This is a genomic window from Rossellomorea sp. LjRoot5 (genome assembly GCF_964253455.1).
Lineage (GTDB): Bacteria > Bacillota > Bacilli > Bacillales > Bacillaceae_B > Rossellomorea.
Genome location: NZ_CAXUQN020000001.1, coordinates 1,726,188 through 1,752,325, shown reverse-complemented (window position 1 = coordinate 1,752,325; position 26,138 = coordinate 1,726,188). Strand labels below are relative to the sequence as shown.

Here is a 26,138-nt window from a genome sequence, read left to right as displayed (position 1 = left end):
AGTATATAAAAAAAAACGGCTTTCTTCAATCTCTCAGAAAAATGAGTATAAAAAAGAAGAAGAGTTGGACGTCCCAACTCTTCTTCCCACTATGCTTATTTTTTTGAATTGATATACAATTTACCTTCAGCACGCTGAGTCGTTACATTTCCATAATCATCGGAAATCTTCACTTCAATCACGGCTCCCGGCGCCTTTACATTCGAGGTGGCTGTATAGTAACCTTCATAATGACCTTCTGACGTTTCCATCATTGGAAGTTCAGTGGCATTTGTCACTTGGGATCGTGCATTTGTCAGAGGCATCTGAATGACAAATGTCGCGTCCAATCCCGGCTCACTGTCAAATTCGATCTTGACGGATTCGCCCTTCTTCAGTTCTTTATCTTCTGCGGGAAGAAGATTGTCAATTTCAATGTCACCGAATTTCGCTAGTACTGTCACTCTTTGTTTCTTTTTGTTTCCTGCTTTATCTTTCGCGAGTACCTCAATGACATTTTCTCCTTCATTCAGTAGAATTCGATGACTGAACTCTCCGTCCTTAACTGTAGCTTTCTCACCATTCACTTTCACCCATGCAAGATTTTCATCCGCGATGGTTCCTTTAACCGTGATAGCTTCACGATTTGTTTTCATGTCATCTTCCGGTGATGTGATGGCGAGTTCCGGCTTCACTTGATCAAGTGTTACCGTCACTGCTTCCGATGGCCCCGTCATGCCCTGTTCAGTCGCTGCCTTTGCGGTTAATACATTCTCACCATCATGGAGGGAGACATCAGCAGAGAATGTTCCATCCTCACCAGTATCGGCTGTCGTTACTTCTTCCTCTCCATTAAAGAGATGAACGGTCGTAGTCGGTGCAGAAGTCCCTTCAACCGTAACGGAATCCTTATTCGTGAAAGATCCATCCTTCGGTGAAGTTATGACTGGTGACGTCACTTCATAATTCACAGTTGCGCGAATCATATAGTTCCCTTCATCTTCCGGTGCCAGTGACCAGGCTCCACCGACGAACTGCCAGCTCCTTGCGGCATATTCTCCATCTTCATCCGTTCCAAGGCCTGGTGCATTTGGATTTGGTGCAGATTGGATGTACACCATATAGAAATCACCTTCGACCATGATGCCGTGCTCGCTGAGATCCACATGCGTCCATTCACCATTACGCAACGCGGTTCCATCGAATGGACCGGCGATTTTCTTACCTGGTGCCCCGTCTGGTCCAGAAGCGTCATAGACGGCAACCTGGAATTCTGTTCCTCCTGGCACAGGCCACTCTGTGTCCCAGAAGCGGAATAGTCCGCCTGTCACCAGTGCCGTGTCATTGCCTTCTTCAAGGGACATTTTCACAGCCCAGCCGTTACCAGCATCATAGAATGCCCGTGCATTTTCAGCTGTTCCATCATCGTACCCGATCTCACCTGGATACCCGATGAATGGTTCTAAGGATACATCGGCGGTTGTGACTTCCCCGCCTTCAACAGCGACGCTCATTTCCTTACTATAATAGTAAGGCGCAACCACTTTAAGGGTGTAGTCCCCTTCGTAAGCTTCTAATTCATATTCTCCATTGGCATTTGTTACAACCGGCTCCACTACTGCATCCTCAAGAACGAAGACCGTTGCTCCTTCAACCGGTTCTCCCGTTACTTCGTTCGTGACGGTTCCGGTGATATTCCCTTGAGGGATTTCTTCAAGGGTGAAGTTGGCAGTAGATGTTTGATCGGCTTCAATCGTCACACTTTGTGTTTCGGATCTGTAACCGTATGTGGATGCCTGTAATGTGAATTCACCTGCTGCATGAGTCATTTCATATGATCCATCTGCAGGATTTGTGTAAACGGAACGACCCGTTTCCAATACACTTACCTCTGCTTGTATCGGAAGAAGGACAGGAGCTGGACCTGATTCATCCGTCTCATCATCTTTCTTCACGTCATTTTCCACTGTAATCTTAGCTGGATTTACACTTGGCTTTTTCGATACAGAGGATGATTTCTCATCCTTCGATTTCAGACCAAGATTCATTTTCTTGGCTGGAAGTTTTGATTCCGAGCTAAGCTTCACATCATCAAGGTACCAGCCTTGTTTCGTCACACTTCCATCGGAGGTAACGTTGAAGGCAATGTATACACGTTGACCTGCATACTGACTCAGATCCACTTCACCGTCTACCCATCCTTCAGTATTTCCATTCACGCGCAGTGCCTGTGTCCACTCTTCACCATCAGTGGATACAAACACATGGCCGTAGTCATAGTTGCGTTCCAGTTCGTGCCACTGTTTAAATTGTAAGAAGCTCTCTCCATCAGGTAAATCGATCGGAGGCATCTGAAGTGACATATTCGCACTGTTGTCATACGTTCCGTCTAAGTTGGTGGCATAAACTTTTTCTCCCGAAGAAGCATTCCCCGGACCACTCGCCGGTACGCCCCACTCCCAGCTGTTCCCTGGACCGTACGATGTCCAGCCAGTCGGATCTGCTTCAAAGTCCTGCTCATATCCAACTGTGATACCCGGTAACAGGGTCACCGTATAACTATCAGATTCGACTTCATTACCACCGAAGTCCGTTGCAACCCACTTGTACGTGACCTGATCTCCTGTGAGGTCCTCACCCGGGATGACCGCTTCATACGTTCCTGATGTATAGTCGCCTGAAGTTCTGCTTGCTTCAACTTCTACCCATTCACCGTCCTGATTTTGATAATTCAAGGTAACATTTGTCACACTTACATTATCACTTGCTTCTGCTTGTAATGGCAGATTCATTTCTTTAAATGCTTCTTGTGGTGCGTCATGAGTGATGACAGGAGCTTCCGTGTCATCGCCTTCTTTTGAAACCTGTCCTTTCACTTTTCCGATTCCGCTCATAACGGAGGATACTGCATCAAACGCATTGACCAAGCCGTGTCCATATCCGTTATTAGGCGAATCCGGGAAAGTCCCGTCTGTTAATGGGACAGCGGTCGACATAAGGATTTCTTCGATTTCATCTACTGTTAAGCTTGCATCCACTTGTCGTAGCAGGGCAGCGACTGCCGTTACGTGTGGACCAGCCATCGATGTTCCATTCCAGCCTCCTTCATAATTGCCACCTGGAACGGAAGAGCGAATATTTACTCCCGGTGCGGCAATCTCAGGCTTAATTTCCTGATAAGGAGAAGGCCCCTGTAATGAGAAGCTTCCCAATTGATCGTTGATATCCGTTGCACCTGTTGCGAATGACTCAGGGTAGTTAGCCGGATTCGCAATCGATCCTGGTCCTCCCGGATTGAATAGCGTTGTATTTCCTGCAGAGAACTCAGGGAATATCTCTGCCGCTCTCCACGCACTTACCATATCCCGGTACCATTCATCGAGGCCGGCTCCACCGCCCCATGAGTTATTGACAACATCTGGAGCCATTTCAGGATGAGGATTTCCTTCAGCGTCTTTAGGTGCCAGAATCCATTCTCCCGCTTCCAGTAAGTCTACATCCGTCCCGCCATCGGCCGTGAACGCTTTGACCGCGATCCACTTGGCACCCGGCGCTACCCCGATTTGATTGCTGCCATCAGGCTCAGACCCGACCATGGTACCGACAGTGTGTGTTCCATGACCCTGATCGTCATACGGCGCACTCTGTCCTGCGGTTGCATCAAACCAGTTGAATTCGTTGTCCGGTGAATCCGGGTTCTGAGGGTCATACCCTCTATATTTTTCTTTTAATGCCGGATGATTCCACTGTACCCCGGTGTCAATGGAGGCGATGACGGTTCCTGCTCCATCGATTCCCATTTCCCAGACCGCCGGCGCTCCAACCCGATCGATATTCCACTCGATCGATGCCGGGGTTTTTGGGGCTTCTTTATCCAACACTGCAGATGAAGAGGCTTTTGCCTTTGCCGGCTGGATAATTTGTCTCGTTTCATTTGGCAGGATTTTTTCCACTTCCGCAAAGGTTGAAATCTTTTCCATGACTTTCTTCGTACTTGTAACGGCCATTCCGTTTACAACATAGAAGTCTTTGATTTCCTTTACTGCACCTGACTTCTTCTCTTTCGCTAAGTATTCTTTCACTTCTGCTTGAGATTCAAGGGCTTTAGCGCGAAGCTCTGAGACGACCATATTCCGTTTTAATAATTTCTTATTATTAGCAGACAGTTTCTGCTTTTTCGCTGTTTCAGCCGCCTTTTTAGATACTGCTTCCGTATCTACCTTATCCTTGAATTTCACTAAGTATGTGACCTGTTCCTTTTTCTTAAATTGTTCTTGTAATGTGGTTGTGATTTTTGATTGTGGACTTACTTTTGCTGACTCATTCGCTGATGTGGATGGCTTTTCTTTCGATAGAGCCGCTTGTGAGGTATTCGCCGCCCCTGCATAGAATGGAAACATCAAGGGGACAAACATGACTAAGGTGAGTACAATGGATAACCATCTTGCCTTACGTTTTCTTCCTGACATCTAATTCCCTCCCAGTCTTTTTATAACTCTATTCACCCGTCACCTCCTTCGAACACCAACCTTGGAAAATAGTAGGTGTTAAACCAAAGATAACCAAGTGTATATGTAAAATGTTGTAAGTTACTGTCGAAATAAATCTGAAAATTCAGTAATTGGTTGAAAAGTCACGAATCCCGTTTTTTTCATAAGGATAAAGGCACTCTTATAATATAACTTCAGGAATATTCCAGAGTAATCCTCAGATTTAGTAGGATGAAAGTGGAGGTTATGCCTCTTTTAATAAGTGAAGGAAAGAAAAAATGAGCGAGAAGTTTCATAGGGGGAATATTCTTAATGAAGAACCAGAAATACGACCTACATAGTAAATTGAAATGTCATATTAAAATATTCTTCCAGTTATATTCAGGTGGTTTTTTCCGGGTTTCAGTGAGTACGAACCTTGTTTAATAAGTCATTCTATCTAGCTGCACAAAAAAATAAGGACCAACCTCTCAGGGTCAGTCCTTATCATTATTAATAGACAGATGTATTTTCTTTCGAAGTGTTTTCTAAGATTTCTTTCACGCGCTGAAGGAATCTTCCACATACCAATCCGTCAAGTACTCGGTGATCGAGTGACATACATAGGTTCACCATATCACGGACGGCAATCATCCCGTTGTTCATGACAACAGGACGTTTTACGATCGATTCCACTTGAAGGATCGCGGCCTGTGGATAATTGATGATACCCATCGATTGTACCGAGCCAAATGACCCTGTATTATTCACCGTAAATGTTCCGCCCTGCATATCCTGGGAGGTCAATTTACCGCTGCGGACTTTTCCTGCAAGCTCGGTGATTTCTCTTGCGATTCCTTTGATCGTTTTTTCGTCAGCATTCTTAATCACAGGAACATAAAGTGCATCATCTGTGGCTACTGCAATGGAAAGATTGACGTCCTTCTTCTGAACGATTTTGTCTCCAGCCCACATGGAGTTGATTTGTGGGTACTCTTTAAGAGCCTGGGCGACAGCTTTCACGAAAAATGCGAAGAATGTCAGATTGAATCCTTCACGCTGTTTGAATTCTGTCTTAAGTGAATTCCTGTAGTCAACAAGGTTGGTTACATCCACTTCCATCATCGTCCAAGCATGAGGCGCTTCATGTTTACTCCGTACCATGTTGGAGGCAATCGCTTTGCGGATGCCTGAAACCGGGATCTCAATATCACCAGGGACGACTGGAACAGTCGCTGCAGATGCTTGTTGTTTAGCCGGTTGTTCTGGTGCAGATTCTTTTACCGGCGCTTGTTGTGGAGCCTGAGCTTCATTCTTAAGTGCAGGTGCATCTCCAGCTTTCGGGATTGAGCCTGATTCGATGATCTTCTTTAAATCTTTACGGGTGATCCGGCCGCCGTTTCCGGTGCCTTCCACTTGATTCAAATCGATATCGTGCTCTTGGGACAGCTTTAATACGGCTGGAGAATACCTTGCTTTATTTCCGCTATCTCTTGAAGGTGCCTTAGGCTTAGCGGGTGCCGACCCTTTCGCTTCCTCTTTAGGCTCTTCTTTCGGAGTTTCTTCAGCAGGGGCTGCGCCTCCACCTTCAATCTCGATGGAGCAAATGATTTCCCCGACTTCAAGAGTGTCCCCTTCATCAGCAATTAATTCTTTAATGGTACCCGAGAATGAAGATGGCACTTCTGCATTTACTTTATCTGTTTGAACTTCTGCAATCGGATCGTATTTATTAACGGCATCACCAGGTGACACCAACCATTTACTAATTGTACCTTCTGTAACACTTTCCCCTAGCTGAGGCATTTTCATATTTTCAATACCCAATGAGGAACCCTCCCTACTGCTTTGGTTTAATTGGTGTTGACTGTGATTAAAATTCTGCAAGTTCACGCATTGCTTTTTCTACTTTATCCGGGTTGATCATGAAGTATTTTTCCATAGTCGGTGCATACGGCATAGCAGGAACGTCTGGACCTGCAAGGCGTTTTACCGGAGCATCAAGCTCGAACAAGCAATTTTCAGCGATGATCGCAGAAACTTCACCCATGATGCTTCCTTCTTTATTGTCTTCTGTCACAAGAAGTACTTTACCTGTTTTAGACGCTGCTTCAATGATTGCCTCTTTATCTAACGGGTAAATCGTGCGTAAATCCAGGATATGTGCCTCAATTCCGTCCTGAGCCAGTTTTTCAGCCGCTTGAAGGGCAAAGTGAACACATAAGCCGTATGTGATGACTGTAATGTCTTCCCCTTCACGCTTCACATCAGCTTTTCCAATTGGAAGCGTATAATCATCCTCAGGCACTTCTCCTTTGATCAGACGATAAGCTCGCTTATGTTCAAAGAATAGTACCGGATCTTCGTCGCGGATGGCCGCTTTCAATAAGCCTTTCACATCATACGGAGTCGAAGGCATCACAATTTTCAATCCGGGTTGATTGGCAAAGACGGCTTCGACGGATTGTGAGTGATAAAGCGCTCCGTGCACCCCACCGCCATAAGGAGCTCGGATGACCATCGGACAGCTCCAATCGTTATTCGAACGGTAACGAATTTTAGCCGCTTCAGAGACGATTTGGTTTACGGCAGGCATGATAAAATCAGCGAACTGCATTTCTGCGATCGGTCTCATACCATACATGGCCGCTCCGATCCCGACTCCGGCAATGGCTGATTCAGCAAGTGGCGTATCAATGACACGGTCCTCACCAAATTGATCATACAAACCGTGAGTCGCTTTAAATACTCCACCTTTTTTCCCTACGTCTTCACCAAGAACGAATACTTTCTCATCACGTTCCATTTCTTCTCTTATTGCCATGGTTACGGCATCAATGTATGAAATTACTGGCATGATTGAATTCCCCCTTACTTCTCTTCTGCGTAAACATACTTCATCGCTGATTCTGCTTCAGCATATGGAGCGTTTTCTGCATAATCCGTTGCTTCATTTACAAGCTTCATAATACGATCATTGATTTCTTTCTCAATGTCATCATTCATAACGCCTGTCTCTTTCAGATAAGCACCAAATGTGATGATCGGATCGTTCGTTTTCGCTTTTGCCACTTCATCCGGTGAGCGGTAGCTTCTGTCATCATCATCAGAGGAGTGGGGAGTCAATCGATAAGACACCGTCTCAACAAGCGTTGGGCCTTCTCCGCGACGTCCACGATCAGCGGCTTCCTTCACGGCTTTGTATACTTCGATTGGATCATTTCCATCCACTGTGATTCCAGGCATTCCGTAACCGATGGCGCGGTCTGACACATTCTCACACGCCAATTGTTTTTCAATCGGAACCGAAATCGCATATTTATTGTTTTCACACATGAAAATAACAGGAAGTTTATGTACACCTGCAAAGTTTGCCCCTTCATGGAAATCTCCCTGGTTGGAAGACCCTTCTCCGAACGTGACAAACGTCACAACATCTTTCTTCTCCATTTTACCGGCCAGAGCGATACCAACGGCATGAGGCACTTGAGTCGTCACAGGAGATGAACCCGTTACGATATTATTCTTCTTTTGCCCAAAGTGACCAGGCATTTGACGACCGCCTGAGTTCGGGTCTTCTGCTTTCGCAAAACCTGATAGCATCAATTCCTGGGCCGTCATTCCGAATGTCAATACAACACCCATGTCACGATAGTACGGCAGCACATAATCCTTTTCACGGTCCAGGGCAAATGCAGCACCAACTTGAGCCGCTTCCTGACCCTGACATGAAATGACAAATGGGATTTTACCCGAACGGTTCAGTAACCACATGCGCTCATCGATTTTTCTGGCAAGCAGCATGGTTTCATACATTTCTAATACTTTCTCATTGGAAAGTCCTAATGCTTCATGACGATTCTCAGCCATTTTATTTACCTCCTACACAATCTAATGGTTAGGAAGGTAGAGAAGATCTCTACCTTTCCTGAATTTTCTTATTAAGAGTGAATTGCCTTTCCATCTACAGCTAGAGCGGCTTCCCCGATCGCTTCTGACAGGGAAGGGTGAGGGTGGATGGTATGGGCGATTTCCCACGGTGTTGCATCTAATACTTTAGCAAGTCCCGCTTCTGAAATCATATCGGTTACATGTGGACCAATCATGTGCACGCCAAGGATGTCCTCGGAATCTTTGTCTGCAATGATCTTCACAAAACCATCCGATTCACCGTATACAAGTGCTTTTCCGATCGCTCTGAAGCTGAATTTACCGATCTTCAGATTGTATCCTTTTTCTTTCGCTTCCTGCTCTGTGATCCCTACGCTTGCCATTTCAGGATTACTGTAGATGCATTTTGAAATCAGGGAATAGTCAATCGGATGAGGATTCTCATTCGCCATATGTTCCACTGCCGTGATTCCTTCATGAGACGCAACATGCGCCAATTGAAGTCCTCCGATGACGTCCCCTATCGCATAAATATGGGATTCTTTCGTTTGGAAGAAATCATTCACTTCAATAAAGCCCTTTTCCACCTTAATATCTGTGTTCTCTAAGCCAATGCCTTCAACGTTTGCTTGTCTGCCTACAGATACAAGGATTTTCTCTGCTGTAAAGGATTTTTCTTCCCCTTTATGCTCCGCGTTTATTGTCACTTCTCCGTCCCCTTTGTTTAAGGATTCAGGAAGCACTTTTGCACTAGTCACGATTTTAACGCCCTTTTTCTTCATGAGGCGCTGCATTTCTTTTGAAATTTCATGATCTTCGGTTGGTACGATTTTATCAGCGTATTCAACAACGGTGACATCGACATCAAAGTCAGAAAGCATGGAAGCCCATTCGATTCCGATGACGCCGCCGCCAACGATGATAATCGATTTTGGAAGTACTTCGAGTGAAAGCGCTTCATCAGAAGATAAAACATATTCACCATCAATATCAAGACCTGGCAGTGAACGTGGTCTTGAACCTGTTGCCACGATCACATTTTTGGGAATAAGCATCGCGTTATCTTCGCCGTTGTTCATTTCCACGGAAATGGTTCCCGGCATCGGTGAGAAAATGGAAGGTCCGAGAATACGGCCGAGTCCTTCGAAGACATCGATCTTACCCTGTTTCATCAGATGTTGGACCCCTTTATGCAGTTGTTCGACGATTCCTTCTTTTCTTTCCTGGACCTTAGGGAAGTCAAGTTCCACTCCATTGATCTTCACGCCAAAATTTTCACTGTGTTTCGCTGTCGCATATACTTCAGCGCTGCGAAGAAGAGCTTTACTCGGAATACATCCTTTGTGTAGGCATGTCCCTCCAAGCTTTCCTTTTTCAACGATTGCTGTTTTCAACCCAAGTTGAGAAGCACGGATGGCAGCAACATAACCACCTGTACCCCCACCGAGAATGACTAAATCATATTCTTCTGCCAATCTTAAGTCCCCCTTGCTCTTATACTCTTGCTTCTTTTTTTACATTTCCCGGGTATACTTTATAGTCCTCTTCATCCCGTAAGACTCTTAAAGCGCCCTCAGCAAGAGCTTGCAGTTCATTTTCTCCTGGTTGAATAACGACATCCGCTATCCAGTTGATTCGTTCACTTATCGCTTTGACGAAATCCTTGCCGTACGCAAGTCCTCCGGTTAACACAATGGCGTCGACTTTGCCATTCAGAACCGCACTTGCCGATCCGATTTCTTTCGCAATTTGATACGCCATGGCATCATAGACGGCTTTGGCTTTTTCGTCACCATTTTCTATCATTTTCTCTACCTTTACGGCATCATTTGTATTAAGATAACCGACCAGGCCGCCTTGACCGACAAGTTTCTTCATGATTTCATCACGGTAATAGTCTCCTGAGAAACAAAGGTCAACCAGATCGCCTGCAGGAACGGTTCCAGCTCTTTCAGGGCTGAATGGTCCGTCCCCGTGGAGACCATTATTCACATCCACGACTTTTCCATTCCGATGAGCCCCTACAGTGATACCACCACCCATATGAGTGATGATCAGATTAAGGTCTTCATATTTCTTCCCGATTTGTTTCGCCACACTTCTTGCGACCGCTTTCTGATTCAACGCATGGAAAATACTCTTTCTTTCAATGAGTGAGAATCCAGAAACCCGGGCAAGGGGCTGCAGCTCGTCCACGACAACGGGATCGACGATATAAGAAGGAATATTTAATCCTGAGGCGATTTCAAATGCCAGGATGCCCCCAAGGTTAGACGCATGCTGACCAGAGAATCCTTCTTTCAGATCCTTTAGCATGTCATCATTCACTAAATAGGTGCCACCTTCTATCGGTCTTAGAAGTCCCCCGCGGCCGCATACGGCACTCAGCTTTGATATATTGATCCCTTCTTCATCCAATGTCTGAAGAATGGTGTTCTTCCTAAATTCATATTGATCGATAATCGTTGCAAATTCATTAATCTTTTCTGAATCATGACGGATCGTCTTTTCGAATATAGAGCGATCATCATCAAAGACACCAATTTTGGTTGATGTCGAGCCAGGATTAATGACTAGTATTCGATGTTTATTTTCCTGCACTGTTGTTACCTCCATTTGGGCAGCTGTATTGTAATGTTTGCATGAAAGAATTTCCCCCTATGATAGATAACCCCTTACTCTGTTCGATGTTTCCCTTTACAGGGAAGAAACGCTTCACTTTCTCACAAAGCAAAGCGTTCTTTCTTCTATTTATCCACGTCTGCTAAGAATATGGTGTCCATTTTGCAGGAACTGACTTCTTGAACGGTGCATTTTTTCGATGCGCTCTTCCGCCATACGGTCAGCAGCAACATATGTTGGGACATTGTCACGTTTAGCGATCTCAATCACTCGCTCTACATTGTTATATACCTGCTCCACTTTCTTCATCGCTCTTTCACTGTTATAGCCGTATAATTCGTCTGCTACGTTGATGACTCCACCTGCATTGATAACGTAGTCAGGTGCATAAACGATACCCATTTCATGGATAGCGTCACCATGACGAGTTTCTTTCAATTGGTTATTTGCTGCTCCAGCAATAACTTTCGCCTTTAGCTGTGGAATCGTTTCATCATTGATGATCGCACCCAGTGCACATGGAGCAAAGATGTCACAATCCACACCATAAATATCATTGATGTCCACTGCTTTCGCACCAAATTCATCAACGGCACGTTGAACAGCTTCTTTGTTGATATCCGTTACGATCAGGTTCGCCCCTTCTTCGTGCAGGTGGCGGCACATATTGTACGCAACATTCCCGACCCCTTGTACAGCAATTGTCTTCCCTTCCAGTGAATCGGTACCGAACGCTTCTTTCGCTGCCGCTTTGATTCCTCGATATACTCCATAAGCAGTCACAGGAGACGGGTTACCGGATGAACCGAACGCAGGTGAAATCCCTGTAACATAATCCGTTTCTTCGTGGATCAAGTCCATATCGGCAACTGTTGTTCCCACGTCTTCAGCAGTAATATAGCGTCCATTTAAACCTTGAATATAACGACCGAACGCACGGAACATTTCTTCGTTCTTATCTTTACGGGGATCACCGATGATAACCGTCTTCCCTCCACCTAGATTCAGACCGGCCGCTGCATTCTTATATGTCATCCCTTTTGCAAGGCGCAGGGCATCTTCAATCGCTGCTTCTTCCGATTCGTACGTCCACATACGGGTTCCACCAAGGGCAGGTCCAAGTGTCGTATCATGAATGGCGATGATTGCTTTTAATCCTGAAGCTTCGTCTTGACAGAATACCAATTGCTCATAGTCATATTGTTCCATATAGCTGAAAATTTTCATTATTATTTCCCCCTGTAGGTTTATATTTTTATCATTAAATGATTATTTATTAGAAGCAGAGCATATAGCCAGTGCCAATGAATATAATTTACTTTCTGCACTGTCTGCTCTGGATGTTAAAACGATTGGTGCTTTTGCTCCCGCTATGACTGCCCCTACTTTCGCCTTGGCAAAATAGATCAAGGATTTGTACAGGGCATTTCCTGTTTCGATCGTCGGTACGAGCAGGATATCCGCCTGTCCCGCAACCTCACTTTCGATCCCTTTATGCTTTGCTGCATGGTGGGAAACGGCATTGTCAAGGGCCAGTGGGCCATCGACCGTGCAATTTCGAATCTGCCCCCGCTGATTCATCATGGTGAGGGAAGCCGCATCGACTGTAGCCGGCATCGCTGGATTCACCACTTCCACAGCGGCAATTGGCGCTACTTTCGGCATGTCCACACCGATTGAACGGGCAACCCCGACGGCATTTTCAATGATTTGCGCCTTTTGCTGCAGGTCAGGAGAGATATTCATTGCTGCATCCGTAATGAAAGTCAGCCTTTCAAACCCGGGGACCTCAAATGCTGCCACATGTGACAAAACCTTACCAGTACGAAGTCCCCATTCTTTATTTAAGACTGCTTTCAAGATGACAGCAGTAGGGACGTTCCCCTTCATAAGAGTACTTGCCTCATTTTCCTTTACAGCCTTCACGGCAAGCTCCGCTGCTTTTTGAGGAGAGAAGGCATGCTTGATTTTTATACTGCTGTGAGATATCAGCTGCGGGGCAACATCTTCCAATATGGAGATGATTTCTTCTTTATCCCCGAACAGTAAAAAGTCAGTCATCTTCTTTTCAACCGCCATGGAAACAGCCACAAGGACTTCTTTATCTTCTGCAGCAGCGACTGCTACAGTGGAGTTTTCAATTCGGGTTGCTTTTTCCACTAAAGATTGTAGATTCATGTATGTCGTTTCAACCCCTTTTTTCTGTTATTATGTTCCCATACAACTACATGCAAGAAGCGTGCCAACTTTAAAAGCCTGAAAACGCTTTATAAAGTTAAAATAGACCCTGCAAACTATTTCTCACTCTGCAAATTATTTCATGCTATTTATTTCAATGTTATATTTTTCAATTTTATAATATAGGTTTCTCACTGATACATTTAATGCTTTAGCAGTAGCCGTTTTATTACCATTATTCTGCTCTAAAACGTTTTGAATTATATTTTTTTCATACTTTTCCACTTGGGATGCAAGATCTTCCGCTCCTTGATACGGAAGTTCAGCTACGTTGACAAAGGGTTTAGCTGTGTTTTCTAATTGAGGTAAATGCTTGCCATCGATTTGGACTTCATTGTAGTTCATGAAAATGATGGCTCTTCCCAGCACGTTCTCAAGCTCACGCACATTCCCCGGCCAATGATAATTCATCAGCTTGTTCATGGCTGCAGCCGTCACTCCTTCGACATTTCTTCCGTAGTCCTGATTGATCTTTGCAATCAGGGCTTCAGAAATGAGCGGAATATCGGATTTACGCTGCCTTAACGGAGGGATTTGAATTGGCATCCGGTTGAGGCGATAATACAGATCTTCCCTGAAAGATCCATCGGCTATTCCCTTTTCAAGGTTTACGTTGGTCGCAGCAATGACACGGACATTGATTTGGATCGATTTTGTCCCTCCAACCCTTACGATTTCATTTTCCTGCAGGACCCTCAATAATTTAGCTTGTGTATTGGCACTCAATTCCCCTATTTCATCGAGGAAGATACTCCCATTATTCGCCTCTTCGAACAAGCCACGTTTTCCACCGCGCTTTGCACCGGAAAAGGCACCTTCTTCATACCCGAATAGTTCGCTTTCCAAAAGGCTCTCCGATAATGCGGCGCAGTTGACCCTGAGGAATTTATTGAATTTACGGTCACTCGCATTATGTATGGCGTGGGCGAATAATTCCTTCCCAGTCCCTGATTCTCCGCGAAGAAGAACGGTAGCAGGGGTTTTCGCGCCCAGTTTGGCTTGCTCGATGGGGATCATCATTTCCTCTGAGTCACCAATGATATCCTCGAACATATACTTCGCTTCCAGCGTTCGGATGATTCTCCTCGCCCGGTCCAATTCCTGGGTAAGAGATTGTATTTCCGACATGTCATGAATGACACCGACACTTCCCTTTAGCTTGTTGTTCACGATGATGGGTGCTACATTCACGATGACTTCTTTACGGTTGGGGCCTACCCGCATCCTCGTCCCACGGATCGCTCTCCGTGTTTGCAGCACTTTCAAATGGATACTCTCCCCTTCAGAAATATCCGCCGTCGCAGGCTTCCCGATCACTTCTTCCCGGGGAAGTCCAGTGATCCTGGTATAAGCCGGGTTAATCATGATCCCCTTACCCTCTTCGTCAACGACTGAGATTGCGTCGTCACTGGAATGGATGATGGCTTCGAGCATCGTCTGAATTTCTTTGAGGTTGGTTATCTCCTCTGCCAGATTCACCACTTCGGTAATATCTTTAAACACTGAAAAGGCACCGATGATTTCATCCTGTTCTGTGATCATTGGAATCCGATTGGAGATGATCTTCAATCCGTTCCCGAGTATCACTTCCTGATTGATTTCTGTCCGTCTTGTTTCGATCGTTCTGGTCAGCTTACTCTCAGGTATCACTTCAGAAATATGAAGGCCCATCACATCTTCCTGACTCTTTCCGATCATACGCTCAGCGCTTTTATTAAATAGCATGACGAGGCCTCGATCATCGATCCCGACCATTCCATCATCCGTTGAATTAAAGATAAGATCCCTTTTAAAGGACTCGCTCGTCAATTGATGGATTAAATCTTCTTTTTCTTCAAGGAGCTTCGAAATAAGGAAAGCCACGCTTCCAGGGATCAAGACTGTATTCTTTCCACGATGATCCCTTATCTGCTCAAACACTTCCTGTTCACCGGTCACCTCGATGACGATGTCTACGGAGTCACTGAGGAACCGTCTCCAATCTGTACCAACAGGGATGCCAAGTTCCTTTGAGAGCTTAATACCTGAAGCGTTATCATTTAAATCTACAACGGCAATCACTTTCATGACGGAAACTTCGTGGAGGATCTGCAGGATGGCTGTTCCACCCTTACCACCGCCGACAATTAGAACCTCTTGCAACTTTCTTCACCCCGAGACCTGCAATATTTTTCACATCCATAATGTTACACTACTTTTCGAAACTTGACAATTCTCTGCTTGGAGTTAGAATTTTAGTATGGAAACGAAAAGGAGTTATGCATCTCATGGTCCGTCTTATTGCCCTGATTATCATGTTGATCCCCGGAGCATTCGCAGCTCTTGGAATTAAGTTGATGAGAGATATGCTTTTTGGAATCCTGCAGCCTCCGATCCCTTATCTTTGGCTTCAGTTCATTATCGGGTTAGTTTTTTTTGTTTGCGGTTTGGGTTTCATTGCAGGTTTCGTCCTGCATCGTGATCGAAAACGAAATAAAGTTCAGTCCCGATTCAACAAGAAAGGCTAGCGCTTTGTATGCGCTAGCCTTTCTTATTTTCTCTCAGCTTCCATGCCTTTTCAGGATAGTCCGTGACAATTGCCGTACACCCTACATGTAACAGTCTCTCCATTTGCTCCACTTTATTCACCGTGTAAGGCCTGACGCCAACTCCATTACTCATTGCTTCAATAATTATTTCATCCGTTACTGCTTTCAGGTTGGGGTGTATCGCCTTCGCCCTTAATGACTGGGCATAGATCCAGGGCATGAATATGCGTGATGAGTAAAGCGGCGCGATTTCCACCTCAGGTTCCAGACGGTAACAGGCCACAATCGAATAATGATTAAAAGAAGAGATGATGATCCGGTCCTCGAATCCGAATTCCCTGATCAGTCCGATCACCTTTTCTTCCAGACCTTGATAATCCATGATACTGTTTTTCAACTCGATGTTACAAAGGAGTTCATTTCCCTTTAGCCACTGAAAGACCTCCCTCAATGACGGGACGCGATTTTTCTTGAATAGTTTACTCTTGAATTTGAAATTCGCCTGGAGCCTTTGAATTTCTTTTAACGTATAATCTTTGACGAACCCTTTTCCATTGGTCGTCCTGTCGACGGTCTCATCATGTATGACGATAATTTCTCCGTCTTTTGTCAGCTGAACGTCCAATTCGATTCCGTCAGCCTTCACTCTTTCCGCTTCATAAAAAGCTTCCATTGTATTTTCTGGATGAGTACCTGCAGATCCACGGTGAGCAAAAATCAGCGTCATACGTTCACTTCCTTCTTTTTTTCTATTTATGTATACTCTTTCACTTATAGAATTTAATTGACTGACTCCATTATATACTTATTTAGTTTCTACTCAAAGGATGAACCTTTTTACACCTATCTTCAAAAAAACCCTGAGAAACTCAGGGTTTTTCGCGTTTTGTGGTGGCACTTGATTAGAACCAGCGGCAACGGCATCTGCGACGGTTGTCCATTTCACCGGCTACATCATTATCCCTGCAACGGCGAACGGCTCTGCAGAAATCTTCTCCTCTGATATAAGCTCTGACAGGAACTCTGAAGTCATTGTTGTTGTCGGAAGCACCTGCTACATCATTGTTTCTGCAACGGTCATAGGATCCTCCTACATCGTTATTATCACGGTAGTATCCCATAGTCTCACCTCCCCCTATTTTGTTTTTGTACTACACTTTATCTTATGACGCAGGGGACAGGCTGTAAGGGCGAACCACCATTTTTGAATAAAAGAGGCGATTGTAATAGGGTTTGATGACGCTTTGGAAGGACAAACAGAAGAAAATGAGCAAACAAAAACCCCCTGACCCGAATAATCAGAGGGATAGTCATGTGAAAATTTGAAAGATGCTTGTATTATTCCTTACGCTTTCAAGAAGCCATATGCTCAAGGCGCAGTTTGTCCGCTACCATGGCAATGAATTCCGAATTGGTCGGTTTTGCTTTTGACATGCTGACGGTGTATCCGAATAAAGAAGAAATGGAATCAATATTCCCTCTGCTCCAGGCCACTTCAATGGCGTGACGGATCGCCCGTTCCACACGTGATGCGGTCGTATTGTATTTCTTGGCAATATCCGGGTATAGGACCTTTGTGATGGACCCGAGTAACTCGATATCGTTATACACCATAGAGATCGCTTCACGTAAATATAAGTATCCTTTAATATGTGCCGGCACGCCGATTTCGTGGATGATGCTGGTGATACTTGCATCCAGGTTTCTAGGTTTTTGTTCTGTATTCATTCTGGATGAGGAAGGTTTTTTGATGATTGAGTTTGATTTACCGCTGACTTGTCTAATATGACTTACTAGATTTTCCATATCGAATGGTTTTAAAATAAAATAAGAAGCTCCAAGGTCGACAGCTTTCTTCGTCACATCCTCCTGTCCGAAGGCCGTAAGCATGATGACATTGGGGATGCCCTTCTTTTCACGAAGGCGTTCAAGCACTGCCAGTCCGTCCAAATGAGGCATGATGATATCAAGGACAAGGACATCCGGATCAACTTCATCTAATAAATCTAAACAATCTTGACCATTATGGGCAATCCCCACTACTTCCATATCATTTTGCGAAGCAATGTAGTCCTCCAATAAAGACGTCAGCTCACGGTTATCATCCACAACACATACTTTAATCGATTTCACTACAGGTTTCCTCCTCAATCCTAATTAATTCATCTCTGTAATTTTATTCTAAATTACTTTTTCGACAATGCAACCTAAATTCCTTTTATTTTTGAAAAAAACTTGAAAATTATTATATTTTCTTTGTTTTTCTAACGATTTCTTTATATTTCGACCCTATTCGATATTCCTGATTCGTTTTGTCGAATAATCTTTATTTTATCAAGGATGAGCTCTCTTTGGCAAACGGATGTGAGTAAGAATTCCGGGATGCCCCATGGCACTTCAAAAAAAAGAACCCTTATAAGTACCCGGTTTCGGTACTTTCGTAAGGGTTTTCCACTTTTAGCTTGCCCGGTTATGATCTTTTTTATAAATATCGATTCCTGCTTCACTCAGCATCCATTCAATGTGTACCCCGTATCCGCTCGTCGGGTCATTGACAAACACATGGGTGACAGCCCCGATTACCTTCCCATCTTGGATAATCGGACTCCCGCTCATCCCCTGTACGATTCCACCTGTTTTCTTGAGCAACTCGGGATCCGTCACTTTCAAGACCATCCCTTTTGTTGCGGGATATTTCTGCGGGATGGTACTGACGATTTCAATATCGTACATTTCAACTTCTTTCCCATCCACTACAGTTAATATTTGTGCCGGTCCTTCTTTCACTTGATGAGATAGCGCGATGGGCATTGGCTTATCCATCAGTTCATTTTCAATGGACTGATTTAATTCACCAAAAATTCCAAAAGGACTGTTCCGCTTAATATTACCAATGACGTTCCGGTCAGAAGAAAAGCGGGCCAGTTTCTCTCCTGGTTTTCCATCCGTCCCTTTTTGAATCGAAGTGACTTCGGAATTCACGATTTCCCCGTTTTCAACGACAATCGGTTTTTTTGTATCCATATCGGAAATCACATGGCCGAGGGCTCCGTATTTCTTGGACTTTGGATCATAAAATGTCATCGTACCGATACCTGCTGCTGAATCACGGATATACAGGCCTAACTTATAGTTTTTGTCCCCTTTTTCTTTCAATGGAAGCAATTGTGTCTTTACTGTCTTTTGATCCCGCTTGATTACGACGTCAAGAGATTTCGCTTCTTCGCCTGCCTTCTGAACAAAAGGGGCAACATCGGCAAGTTCTTCAATTTTCGTTCCATTAATTTCAGTAATCATGTCCCCTACCTGAATACCGGCTTTTTCGCCGGGTGACATTTTCCCACCATCTGTTTCCACCAGATGATGCCCAACCACCAACACCCCAACAGTATTTAATTTGACTCCAATGGATTGTCCACCGGGAATCACTTTGAAATCTTTCAGTACTTCTACATCGACCTTTTTTATGGGCAGGCCGGCAAGCTCGAAAACCACTTCGTCCTTACCTACAGAACTTCCCTGGATGGAGAGCTGACCTTTCCCTTCTTCCACTTGAACATGTTCATTATGCGACGAACCCATGGTCGTGACGGATGCAGCTTTAGGGAGAGCAACTTGATCCCCTTCCATCATCCTTACAGAGTTCGGAGTATTGATAAATTGTTGAACCGGTTTGTAAAAACCAATAAGACAAAGCGAAACAAGGAGAATTCCACCTATACATTTTCTTAACCAATCTAAACTCAATATATTCACTCTCCTCGCTTCTAATCCACAAACACTTACTATCGGCTACAGTTTTAATTTTGCCTTTAAAGACTACATTTATAACTGGTAATCATGAAAAAAAAGCTACCCGAATTGGATAGCTTTTCATGTCTCTTTAATGGAACCTGCCAATTGAAGTAATTCCTTTGCATGTTCCAAAGTCAGATCGGTTATTTCCACACCCGAAATCATACGGGAAATTTCCCTGATCTTATCTTTTTCCTGAAGACGTTTCACCATCGTGCTCGTCCTGCCTCCTGACATTTTTTTCGAAATGAACAAGTGACAATCGGCCATGGCTGCCACCTGAGGCAAGTGAGAGATGCACATCACTTGTGAATGCACGGCAACCTGATAGATTTTTTCAGCGATTGCCTGGGCGACCCTGCCGCTCACACCTGTATCAACTTCATCAAAAATGATCGAGGTAATCCCTTGATGCTTTGAAAAAATGGTCTTAAGGGCAAGCATGATCCGTGACAGTTCCCCACCTGAAGCCACCTTCGATAACGGCTTCAACGGCTCTCCGGGATTGGTGGAGATATAAAACTCAACCGTATCCCAACCATCCTTTTTGAAATCTTGAAAGGAAAAGGATTCATTTTCCCCGCTTTTTACAAACCGGACTTCGAATTTCGTCTTATCCATATACAGCTGCTTTAACTGTTCATGGATACTCGCGGTCAATTTCTTCGCCCACATTTTTCTTGTATCGGAAAGATTTTTCGCCTCGAGGGATAAATCTTTTTCAAGTGACTGTAATTTACTTTGTAATTGTTCAACATGGGAATCTTTATTCAGAATTGTTTCAATTTCTTCTTCGATCTTAGAACTATAGGCAAGAATCTCTTCTACCGTTGATCCGTATTTTCTCTTAAGACCGTTGATTTCATTCAATCTCGCCTCAATCAGGTCCAGTCGATTCGGCTCGAATTCAAGCTGATCCAGTCCTCCCCTGACTTGATTGGCGGCATCTTCAAGAATATAATACGCATTCGATACGGATTCAAGCGTCTTCTCATACTGAGAATCGACTTCTGCAGCGGTTTCAAGATGGCTCATGGCGAGTCCTGCCCAGTCCATCCCCTTCCTTTCCCCTTGTATGCTGTCATAAGAGGTTTGAAGGGCTTCAAATAGCCTTTCAAAGTTCATCAGTTTCCGCTTCTCATCCTGCAGCTCTTCATCTTCATTGAGCTGAAGATTCGCATCGTGGATCTCTTTCAGCTGAAATTGAATAAGATCCAGACGGTGAGCCATCTCCTGTTCATTTTCATTCAATCTTTTCAGCTGCTTATAGATGGATAGATACTCTTTATAGACTTGTCCATAACCGGATAATCCGGAGGCAATATCCTTCCCCCCGAATTGATCCAATAAGGAAAGATGAAGGCTTTCATTCATGAGTTCCTGATGTTCGTGCTGCCCGTGGATGTCAATAAGGGATGCCCCGATTTCCCTCATGATGGCGATCGTCACCAGCTTGCCATTAATTCTGCAAACACTTTTCCCCGTGCTCGAGATATCCCTTCTGAGGACGATCATACCTTCCTCGACCTCGATTCCGAAGTCTGCTGCTTTCTGAAAGCAGGGATGTGTTTCATTATCAAGAATAAATAACCCTTCAATTTCAGCCTTCTTCTCCCCATGCCGTACATACTCAGAGGATCCTCTGCCGCCAACCAGTAAATGAATGGCGTCGATGATGATCGACTTACCCGCGCCCGTTTCACCTGATAATACAGTCAATCCTTCTTCAAACGAAAGGGAAAGGGAATCGATAATGGCGAAATTTTTGATTGATAGTTCTTGTAGCAAAACATTCACCTCAAATAAAAAGGAACTTTCCCCTCAAAATTTCGAAAAAGAAAAGCTTCCTATTGGATTTTGTATGAAGGGCCGTCAATAAGCCCCATGAAATTAATTGTTACAGCATATCTAAAAATCGTTCTGAAACGACTTTCGTTTCTTCTTCCGTCCGGCAAATGATCAAACAGGTATCGTCCCCGCAGATGGTTCCAAGAATCTCTTCCCAATCTAGATTATCGATTAAAGCCCCGATGGCATTTGCATTTCCAGGTAACGTTTTCATCACCAGCATATGCCCTGCCTGATCCACTTTCACGAACGCATCCGTCAGTGTACGCTTCAACTTTTGAAGTGGATTAAAGCGCTGATCAGCCGGCAAGCTGTATTTGTATCTGCCATCCATCAGCGGAACCTTCACAAGATGGAGCTCCTTGATATCCCTGGATACAGTTGCCTGCGTCACATTAAATCCTGCATTCTTCAGGCTTTCCACCAGCTCATCCTGCGTTTCCACATCTCTATTCGTAATAATTTCCCTGATTTTAATATGTCTTTGTCCTTTGTTCATCATAGAACATACACCTCTTACATTGGATTAAAGCCTGTATAAATATACCTCTACGCTTATGTTAGCCTATTTCGTTGGGAAGTACAATAAAAAAGAAAAGCGGAGGCGGCTTGCTTAGAGGCGACAAGCATAAGACGAACATCCCACAAAGGCGTTCTTTGCCTTTTTGGGATGTTTGGCTTGTGACCTCGAGCCTCTAGCCGCCGGAGCTGGACAATGAAAAGCGGAGGCGGCTCGTTCTGGGGCGACAAGCATAAGACTACTACCTTTTGGAGGGAGTATCGACTTTGCTTCCAACACATTTCCGGTATACATTAATTCTCTTCCATGAAAAAAGCCACTCTCCTAAGAAGAGTGACCCTGTCTTTACTGTTGTGTTTTAGCTTTAAATTGACTATGCGCTTCCTCGATCACGTCATCCGGTGTGGTGGTAAGAAGGGACTCCCCTTCACCCTCGTGCCCCGGCCATTTCAGATGAATGAGGAATTCTATATTCCCATCCCCGCCTGTAATGGGGGAGTAAGACAGGCCTGCTATATGATAGCCTTCTTTAATCGCCAATGTCATGATTTTTTCGATGACCATTTTGTGCACGGCAGGATCTCTTACAATTCCTTTTTTCCCGACCTGGTCCTTACCCGCTTCGAATTGCGGCTTGATTAAAGCGACACAATCCCCTCCAGGAACCAATAAGGTTTTCAGGACAGGCAATATCAAAGAAAGGGAGATGAAGGATACGTCGATGGAAGCAAAGCTTGGCATTTCCCCTTGGAGATCCGCCGGGGTCACGTATCGGAAGTTCGTCCTTTCCATGACCACGACCCGATCATCCTGTCTTAGCTTCCAGGCTAATTGGTTATATCCTACATCAAGGGCATAGGACATCTTTGCGCCATTTTGGAGGGCACAATCCGTAAACCCGCCAGTGGAAGCACCGATATCGATCATCACTTTATCGTCCACATCCACATCGAAGACCTGGAGGGCTTTCTCAAGCTTCAAACCGCCACGGCTCACATAAGGAATCACTTTCCCCTTCATCGTAAGGGGGATATCCTCACTTACTTTTTCCCCCGGCTTGTCCAGCCTCATTTCATTGGAATAGACAAGACCCGCCATGACAGCCCGCTTAGCCTTTTCTCTTGTATCAATTAATCCTCGTTCTACCAGAAGTACGTCTACTCGTTGTTTTTTTACTTTCATCATTAAGCCCTTTTTTGTTTTTTTGGTGTGATCGTTAAGATGCGATCCACAATGTTTTCTTTGGTCATGCCGATTTCGTTCAATAATTCCTTCACGCTGCCATGCTCGATGAAGTAATCAGGAATACCGATGCGGTCGATCACGGCGTCATGGAAGCCCTGTTCCTGTGCGAATTCAAGAACACCGCTTCCGAAACCGCCTTGAAGAACCGCTTCTTCGATCGTCAGCACTGGCATCTCTTCTTCCAGGATCCTTTTCAGCATGATCTCATCCATCGGTTTGATGAAACGTGCGTTTACAACCCGAACCGAAAGTCCTTGTTTTTCAAGGTCTGCTGCCGCTTCCATAGCCATCGGGATCGTCGTTCCGAAAGTCAGGATCGCTGCATCCGTTCCCTGTTTCAATATTTCCCACGTTCCAATCGGGATCGTTGTAAGTTCCCCGTCCATCGGTACTCCATATCCGTTTCCGCGGGGATAGCGCAGAGCGATGGGACCGTCATTATATTGAAGTGCCGTATTGACAAGGTGTTGCCCTTCATTTTCGTCTTTCGGCATCATGATCACCATATTCGGTAAATGTCTTAAAAAGGCAATATCGAATACACCTTGATGGGTTTCCCCGTCTGCTCCGACCAATCCGGCACGGTCGATCCCGATGAAGACGTTTAAGTTTTGGCGGCAAATATCGTGAACCACCTGATCGTACGCTCGTTGCAGGAAGGTAGAATATATGGCTAAGAACGGCTTCATATCCTGAGTGGCAAGACCGGCAGCGACCGTGGTGGCATGCTGCTCGGCAATCCCCACGTCGAACATCCGGTCAGGGAATTCCTCCGCAAATCCGAGAAGTTTGGAGCCGACCGGCATAGCAGGAGTAATGGCCACGATCCGTTCATCCTCACGCGCAATCCTTCGAACCGTCTCACTGACAAGGCCACTCCATGAAGGAGGTGCATTCACAGGCTTGATCAGATCCCCGGTATCGATTTTGTAAGGTCCGGTACCGTGCCAGGTTCCTTCTTTGTCCGACTCTGCGGGATGAAACCCTTTTCCTTTTTTCGTGATCACGTGTAATAGGACGGGGCCTTTGGTTTTCTTGGCATATTGAATATTTTCAGCGAGATCATTATAATCATGTCCATCAATCGGTCCAAGGTATGTAAAACCGAGCTCCTCAAAGAACATCCCGGAAACGAATAAATACTTTAAGCTGTCCTTTACCCGTTCTGCTGTACTGGCTAATTTGCCGCCAACAGCGGGGATGCGCTTAAGGATATATTCCATTTCATCCTTCACCCAGTTGTATTTCCCGGCCGTACGCAATCGGCCAAGTACACTGTGCAGGGCCCCTACATTTGGAGCGATGGACATTTCATTGTCATTCAGTACAACGATCATGTCCTTCTTTTCATGACCGATGTGATTAAGTGCTTCAAGTGCCATTCCACCAGTCAAGGCGCCATCACCGATCACCGGGATAATATATGAATCTTCTTTCTTGACGTCCCTCGCGATGGCCATACCCATGCCTGCCGATAATGAAGTGGAACTATGTCCGGTTTCCCATACATCATGCTCACTTTCATTCCGTTTCGGAAAACCGCATAACCCCTTATATTGACGGAGGGTATCAAACTGACAGGCCCTGCCGGTTAATATCTTATGGACATACGATTGGTGACCAACATCCCAAAGGATTTTATCTTTTGGACTTGAGAAATGCTTATGAAGGGCAACGGTTAATTCGACCACCCCTAAGTTTGGACCAATATGACCGCCGGTTTTGGATAGATTCTTGATTAAAAATTGGCGAATCTCTTGGCTGAGCTCTTCTAATTGTTCATTCGACATGCTCTTTAGAAAAGAAGGCTCCTTTATTGATAATAGATCCATGGGGTCCACTCACTTTCATCACTAAATATTTTGTTTCTCACGTTTAAAACCTTTTTTCTTATTTTTATCTTTTTTGTCTTTTTTATCTTTGATTAGTACGATATGAAATCGATCTTCAAGGAATTGTAGAACTTTACCAACTCTAAATATTATATCCTTAGAATAGGTGATAGCAAACGTTTTTCCAAGCGCTTTGCCTCCGACTGTCAAGGAAGCGATGATACTTGTCAGGGTTACACTTATGATATACTCCTTCAAGGACCCTCCCTTAAGGTGAAAGGAAACCGCCAATTGGACCAGGACAATGGCTGATGCGGTCCCGCTTATGATCCCTGAAATATCACCGATCACATCGTTACAGAAGCTTGCGAATCGATCTGCGTTCCGTACAATTTTGATTGAATATTTCGCTCCGTACACCTTTTTGGCCGCCATAGCATGAAAAGGGGTTTCATCAGCAGCCGTTGAAGCGATTCCAAGCATATCAAAAAAGATCCCGATGAAGACGATGATCAACACGACTACGAGCCCGGTGAACCACGCGACTCCGTTTAAAACCATATTGGAAGTAACTGAAAAAATAGCCGCTAACACAAATGTGATAACGGCAATGCTGACACTCCATTTTATTGAGTTTTTCACTGTTTCATTCATTATCGTTTAAACACACCGTTTCTACTGTGTAAATAGTTTGGTTATATGTAATTGGGGGGTCATATAAAGAGTAAAAATTGCAGCTTAGGTCCAGTAGGTTTTCCCAATCAGGTACCGGATGTTGCCATACCGGCGGTTTCCCATTAAACCCGACTTAGCCGCGTCACCACAAGCTAGACTGGATTACCACTTAGTCCGCACTATAATCCTCTTTATATGTCCGAATATGAACAGTCTAGGAGTTTTCCTCAACAGTCCTTAACACAATCCTTAGCCTCTTTTGCAAAGAGGATTTCATATGGGCGAAAAAGCACATATCAATGGCCAACTGATGTGTACCCTGTAACCATAATCCCCTCTCTCTTCACTCAAGGCAGGCTACGCTGCTAGTGAATCATCACATCGCAGGTTCATACTTTGTTCTTATTGCATATGCTTTGAAGCCAGCATAAGAAACAAAGCCTCCGCGGCTCGCGGGTCAACGCCCACATGCCATTGTGGATCGCCCTCAAGCCTT

19 protein-coding genes are annotated in these 26,138 nt (G+C 44.7%); 1 reads left to right on the top strand and 18 read right to left on the bottom strand.

Features of this window, described 5'->3' with window-relative positions:
• Positions 1-95: 95 nt before the first annotated feature.
• From ACSQ2E_RS08905 to ACSQ2E_RS08865, 9 genes are all read right to left on the bottom strand, one after another.
• A complete protein-coding gene (locus ACSQ2E_RS08905) occupies positions 96-4,448 on the bottom strand; it encodes a S8 family serine peptidase (protein WP_435990202.1) in 4,353 nt (1,450 codons plus the stop codon).
• Positions 4,449-4,961: 513 nt separating this feature from the next.
• Positions 4,962-6,275: a dihydrolipoamide acetyltransferase family protein gene (locus tag ACSQ2E_RS08900; protein ID WP_435990201.1), complete on the bottom strand. Its 1,314-nt coding sequence runs from the start codon at positions 6,273-6,275 to the stop codon at positions 4,962-4,964.
• A gap of 46 nt (positions 6,276-6,321) precedes the next feature.
• Complete coding sequence (locus ACSQ2E_RS08895; RefSeq protein WP_060672234.1) at positions 6,322-7,305, bottom strand: alpha-ketoacid dehydrogenase subunit beta; 984 nt, start codon at positions 7,303-7,305, stop codon at positions 6,322-6,324.
• A 14-nt stretch (positions 7,306-7,319) separates the two neighbouring features.
• Positions 7,320-8,318 (bottom strand): thiamine pyrophosphate-dependent dehydrogenase E1 component subunit alpha, encoded by a 999-nt coding sequence (locus tag ACSQ2E_RS08890; protein ID WP_435990200.1) that lies wholly within the window; start codon positions 8,316-8,318, stop codon positions 7,320-7,322.
• Positions 8,319-8,389: 71 nt separating this feature from the next.
• Positions 8,390-9,814, bottom strand: coding sequence for a dihydrolipoyl dehydrogenase (lpdA, locus tag ACSQ2E_RS08885; protein ID WP_435990199.1), 1,425 nt, complete (start codon positions 9,812-9,814; stop codon positions 8,390-8,392).
• A gap of 19 nt (positions 9,815-9,833) precedes the next feature.
• Positions 9,834-10,955 (bottom strand): butyrate kinase, encoded by a 1,122-nt coding sequence (gene buk / locus ACSQ2E_RS08880; RefSeq protein ID WP_435990198.1) that lies wholly within the window; start codon positions 10,953-10,955, stop codon positions 9,834-9,836.
• A gap of 135 nt (positions 10,956-11,090) precedes the next feature.
• Positions 11,091-12,188, bottom strand: coding sequence for a branched-chain amino acid dehydrogenase (gene bcd / locus ACSQ2E_RS08875; protein WP_034758065.1), 1,098 nt, complete (start codon positions 12,186-12,188; stop codon positions 11,091-11,093).
• A gap of 42 nt (positions 12,189-12,230) precedes the next feature.
• Positions 12,231-13,139 carry a phosphate butyryltransferase gene (yqiS, locus tag ACSQ2E_RS08870; protein WP_435990197.1) on the bottom strand — a complete coding sequence of 303 codons (909 nt, stop codon included), beginning with the start codon at positions 13,137-13,139 and terminating at the stop codon, positions 12,231-12,233.
• Between the two features lie 135 nt (positions 13,140-13,274).
• The gene (locus tag ACSQ2E_RS08865) at positions 13,275-15,341 is read right to left on the bottom strand and encodes a sigma 54-interacting transcriptional regulator (RefSeq protein WP_435990196.1); all 2,067 of its coding nucleotides are present in this window, start codon (positions 15,339-15,341) and stop codon (positions 13,275-13,277) included.
• Between the two features lie 125 nt (positions 15,342-15,466).
• On the opposite strand from ACSQ2E_RS08865, the gene ACSQ2E_RS08860 reads away from it, so the two are divergent.
• Entirely contained in the window at positions 15,467-15,706 is a 240-nt protein-coding gene (locus ACSQ2E_RS08860) for a DUF2627 domain-containing protein (RefSeq protein WP_060672228.1), read from the top strand.
• Between the two features lie 13 nt (positions 15,707-15,719).
• On the opposite strand, the gene ACSQ2E_RS08855 is transcribed toward ACSQ2E_RS08860, so the two are convergent.
• The 9 genes from ACSQ2E_RS08855 to ACSQ2E_RS08815 form a co-directional block, all read right to left on the bottom strand.
• Positions 15,720-16,454 carry a glycerophosphodiester phosphodiesterase gene (locus ACSQ2E_RS08855; protein ID WP_435990195.1) on the bottom strand — a complete coding sequence of 245 codons (735 nt, stop codon included), beginning with the start codon at positions 16,452-16,454 and terminating at the stop codon, positions 15,720-15,722.
• A 175-nt stretch (positions 16,455-16,629) separates the two neighbouring features.
• Positions 16,630-16,848: a hypothetical protein gene (locus ACSQ2E_RS08850; protein ID WP_435990194.1), complete on the bottom strand. Its 219-nt coding sequence runs from the start codon at positions 16,846-16,848 to the stop codon at positions 16,630-16,632.
• Positions 16,849-17,080: 232 nt separating this feature from the next.
• The gene (gene spo0A / locus ACSQ2E_RS08845) at positions 17,081-17,860 is read right to left on the bottom strand and encodes a sporulation transcription factor Spo0A (protein ID WP_435990193.1); all 780 of its coding nucleotides are present in this window, start codon (positions 17,858-17,860) and stop codon (positions 17,081-17,083) included.
• A 324-nt stretch (positions 17,861-18,184) separates the two neighbouring features.
• Positions 18,185-19,474: a SpoIVB peptidase gene (gene spoIVB, locus ACSQ2E_RS08840; RefSeq protein WP_435990192.1), complete on the bottom strand. Its 1,290-nt coding sequence runs from the start codon at positions 19,472-19,474 to the stop codon at positions 18,185-18,187.
• A 126-nt stretch (positions 19,475-19,600) separates the two neighbouring features.
• The gene (gene recN / locus ACSQ2E_RS08835) at positions 19,601-21,310 is read right to left on the bottom strand and encodes a DNA repair protein RecN (RefSeq protein ID WP_435990191.1); all 1,710 of its coding nucleotides are present in this window, start codon (positions 21,308-21,310) and stop codon (positions 19,601-19,603) included.
• Positions 21,311-21,419: 109 nt separating this feature from the next.
• Positions 21,420-21,869: a transcriptional regulator AhrC/ArgR gene (gene ahrC, locus ACSQ2E_RS08830; protein WP_060672439.1), complete on the bottom strand. Its 450-nt coding sequence runs from the start codon at positions 21,867-21,869 to the stop codon at positions 21,420-21,422.
• A gap of 366 nt (positions 21,870-22,235) precedes the next feature.
• Positions 22,236-23,072, bottom strand: coding sequence for a TlyA family RNA methyltransferase (locus tag ACSQ2E_RS08825; RefSeq protein ID WP_435994471.1), 837 nt, complete (start codon positions 23,070-23,072; stop codon positions 22,236-22,238).
• Positions 23,073-23,074: 2 nt separating this feature from the next.
• Complete coding sequence (gene dxs, locus ACSQ2E_RS08820) at positions 23,075-24,967, bottom strand: 1-deoxy-D-xylulose-5-phosphate synthase (protein ID WP_435990190.1); 1,893 nt, start codon at positions 24,965-24,967, stop codon at positions 23,075-23,077.
• Positions 24,968-24,988: 21 nt separating this feature from the next.
• Entirely contained in the window at positions 24,989-25,621 is a 633-nt protein-coding gene (locus ACSQ2E_RS08815; RefSeq protein ID WP_435990189.1) for a hypothetical protein, read from the bottom strand.
• Positions 25,622-26,138 lie beyond the last annotated feature (517 nt).